This window comes from Glycomyces dulcitolivorans (assembly GCF_003265355.1).
GTDB classification, from domain to species: Bacteria; Actinomycetota; Actinomycetes; order Mycobacteriales; family Micromonosporaceae; genus Glycomyces; species Glycomyces dulcitolivorans.
The window spans coordinates 1-2,971 of record NZ_QFRW01000153.1 but is presented as its reverse complement, the minus strand read 5'-3'; the positions used below and the strand labels follow the sequence as shown (position 1 = coordinate 2,971).

Genomic DNA, 2,971 nt, shown 5'->3' with positions numbered 1-2,971 from the left:
CCGCATCGCGGCCGGGCCCTCGCTGCTAGTCGTCCTTCGCGAGCAGTTCGAGCAGCTCGCGGTTCTCGGTGATGCCCTTCTCCAGGAGCTCATCGAAACGGCGCTGCTGCTCGGCCGAGCGTTTGGGCCGCTTCCCGAACGAGGCCCGGTAGAGGTCGCGCAGCAGGCAGATCTCTGCGCCGTGGGCCATGACCTCACGGTTGAGGTGGAGGACCAGGGCGCCCATGGAGTCGCGGTCGTATGCCTCGCCCTTGGGGCCGAGCGGCGCCTCGAACTCGACGTCGGAGAGGGCGGCGATCGCGCCGCGCCAGTGGCCGTAGGCCGCTTCGAGCATCGCGACGGCGCCGTCGGCGGTGGCCGGGAGCGGCTCTGGCCACAGGCGCCGGTCGAACATGCCGGCGTCCTCAAGTCCCTCGTGGGGGCCGAAGAAGGCGCGGGCGCGGATGCCGAGGACGTCGCGGCCGACGTGGGTCATCCGCCAGGCGATGGTGGTGACCGGCGGCGGCACCGGCTCGGGCCGGGCCTCGTCCATGACCAGGGCGCCCGAGTCGTCGGGGCGGAGGCTCCAGCAGCCGTCGACCGGCTCCCAGAGGTACTCGTCGTCGGTCAGGCCCTCCAGGCGCGGGCGGAGGTGGAAGTCCCAGTAGAACTCCAGCTGTCCGAGGACCGCTTCGTGCCAGTTCACGCTCATGGCTCCGAGCATAGGGAGGACCCCCGACAACGGGGGCCTCCCCACGTGCGCCGGCGGCTAGTCGTGGCCCCAGCGGCGGCCGGCTCCGGCGATGGCGCCGCCGATCAGGAGGTAGACCAGGGCGGCGAGGCCGTAGTTGACGACGGCGCGGACTTTGGCGTCGTCGATGGTGAACATGTCCCGGAACAGCCAGGAGAACCAGTTGGCCATGTCCCCGATGAAGTGCACCAGCGGGTTGCCGGGGTTCGCTTCCAGGAGCACGAACGCGAGGTACAGCAGGATGATCAGGGCGATGAGGCCGAACACGATCGTGATGACGTGCGCGATCAGCGAGTTGTGGCGCGAGGCTACGTAAGGCATGACCTGTCCTTCCACATTGGCTCGTCAAGGTCGATGTTGGACTCCGTGTTCCCCGACCTGCGGTTGTTCAAACCGCCGGGCCTTCAGGCAAGCGGTTCCGAGGAGCGGAAACGGAGGAGGCGTCACAGCCGGTCGGCAGGTAAGCTTCCGTTCCATGCCCCCAGAACCCCGGCCGCTCACACCCATGCGGCTGTTCCTCAGGCAGGCGCGGTCCCACCGGGCGCGCCTCGCGCTCGGTTTCCTGTTCTACGCGGGCGCCGCATGTACCTCCATGCCGCAGCTGTGGATCATCGGGAAGATCATCGACGACGGCCTCCTCGCCCGCTCCGCAACAACGTTCGGGCTCTGGCTCGCGGCCGCCGCCGTCCTGGTCGTGGCCCAGCCGATCTTCTTCGCCTGCGGGTTCCGGCAGTTCTCGCACGTCGAGGCGTACAACCAGCGCGAGCTCGTGCGGAGCATCACCGACCGGCTGAACAGCTCGGGACCGGCTGTGGGCGAACGGGTCTCGGCCGGGGAGCTGCTCAACCTGCCGAGCGAGGACGCGCGCCGCGCCGCGCGGGTGACCAGCGACGCCGGGTTCTTCTTCAACAACCTGGCGATGTTCACCGTGGGCGCGGTGCTGATGTGGACGATCCATCCGCTGCTGGGAGTCGTGCTCATCTGCGGCAGCGTGGTCACCGCCCTCATCGCCGGCCCGCTCCTGGGGCGACTCCAGACGCGCCAGTCGGACTACCGGGCCCGGATCGGCGAGCTCTCGGCGCACGCGGCCGACATCGTCGGCGGCCTGCGGGTCCTGCGCGGCATCGGCGGCGACCTGCTGTTCGCGGCGCGCTACCGGAAGCACTCGACCGAGTTGCAGCGCAAGGGGTACGAGGTCGCGGGCCCGAGTTCGTGGATCCACGCGCTGCGCCACTCGATGCCGATCGTGTTCGTCGCGGTCATCACCTGGGTCGGCGCGCTCCTGGCCGTGGACGGGGCGATCACCATGGGCGGACTCGCCTCGGCGTTCAGCTTCGCGACGATCTTCATCGCCGTCTCGGGGAACTTCATCGGCACTTCGCAGCTCATCGTCGCGGCCTGGGTGGCGGCCAAGCGGATCGTGCGGGTCCTCGGCATCGGGCCCGACCTCGCCGACGACGGGACCGCGCACGGCGCGGCCGGGGAGCTGCGCGACCCCGAGTCCGGGCTCGCGGTCCCGACCGCGGGTCTGACGGTGGTCGTGACCGCCGAGACCGCGCCCGCGGCCGAGGCGTGCGAACGCCTGGCGCGCTACCGCGACTCGGAGGCACTGTGGGGCGAGCGGCCCATCGCCGAGTTCGCGCTCGGCGAGGTCCGGTCGCGGATCATGCTGCTCACCGACGAGGACTACCTGTTCACCGGGACGCTCGCCGAGGCGATGCGCGTGCCCGAGACCCAAGCGCTGCGGGCGATCGAGGCCGCGTGCGCCGACGACGTCGCCTCCCAGGGCATGGACCTCCTCGTCGAGGAGGGCGGCCGGAACCTCTCCGGCGGCCAGCGCCAGCGCCTGCGCCTGGCCAGAGCCCTTGCGGCCGAACCGGAGACGCTGCTCGCAGTCGAGCCGACGTCGGCCGTCGACGCCCACACCGAGTCGCTCATCGCCGCGCGCGTGGCACAGGCGCGCGCGGGGCGGGCGACGCTCGTGGTCACCGCCTCGCCGCTGTGGCTCGCGCACGCCGACCTGGCGGTGTGGATGGTCGACGGCAAGGTCCACGCCGCCGGGACCCACGCCGAGCTCCTCGCCGAGCCCGCCTACCGCCGCCTCGCCTCGCACAGCGTCGACTGACGCGGGCGCCATGAAGGAAGAGAACGCATGAGCACCATGGAGACCGCGGCCCCGCCGCAAGGGCGGCTGCCGGTCGCGGGCGCGGCCGAGGTCCGCCGGGCCGTGGGCCGGCTGCT

3 protein-coding genes are annotated in these 2,971 nt (G+C 71.4%); 1 reads left to right on the top strand and 2 read right to left on the bottom strand.

Going from position 1 to position 2,971, the window contains the following annotated elements; translation table 11 throughout:
• Positions 1-25 precede the first annotated feature (25 nt).
• Positions 26-691 (bottom strand): DinB family protein, encoded by a 666-nt coding sequence (locus tag DI269_RS13330; RefSeq protein ID WP_112136635.1) that lies wholly within the window; start codon positions 689-691, stop codon positions 26-28.
• Between the two features lie 57 nt (positions 692-748).
• The gene (locus tag DI269_RS13325) at positions 749-1,051 is read right to left on the bottom strand and encodes a hypothetical protein (RefSeq protein ID WP_112136633.1); all 303 of its coding nucleotides are present in this window, start codon (positions 1,049-1,051) and stop codon (positions 749-751) included.
• Between the two features lie 154 nt (positions 1,052-1,205).
• On the opposite strand from DI269_RS13325, the gene DI269_RS13320 reads away from it, so the two are divergent.
• Positions 1,206-2,855, top strand: a complete 1,650-nt coding sequence (locus tag DI269_RS13320) for an ABC transporter transmembrane domain-containing protein (RefSeq protein WP_198667405.1) — start codon at positions 1,206-1,208, stop codon at positions 2,853-2,855.
• The last annotated feature ends 116 nt before the right edge of the window (positions 2,856-2,971 follow it).

What these genes read in the sequence shown, in the direction of transcription:
- DI269_RS13325 (WP_112136633.1), bottom strand. Translation starts at nt 1,051, where the DNA reads ATGCCTTACGTAGCCTCGCGCCACAACTCGCTGATCGCGCACGTCATC.
- DI269_RS13330 (WP_112136635.1), bottom strand. Translation starts at nt 691, where the DNA reads ATGAGCGTGAACTGGCACGAAGCGGTCCTCGGACAGCTGGAGTTCTAC.
- DI269_RS13320 (WP_198667405.1), top strand. Translation starts at nt 1,206, where the DNA reads ATGCCCCCAGAACCCCGGCCGCTCACACCCATGCGGCTGTTCCTCAGG.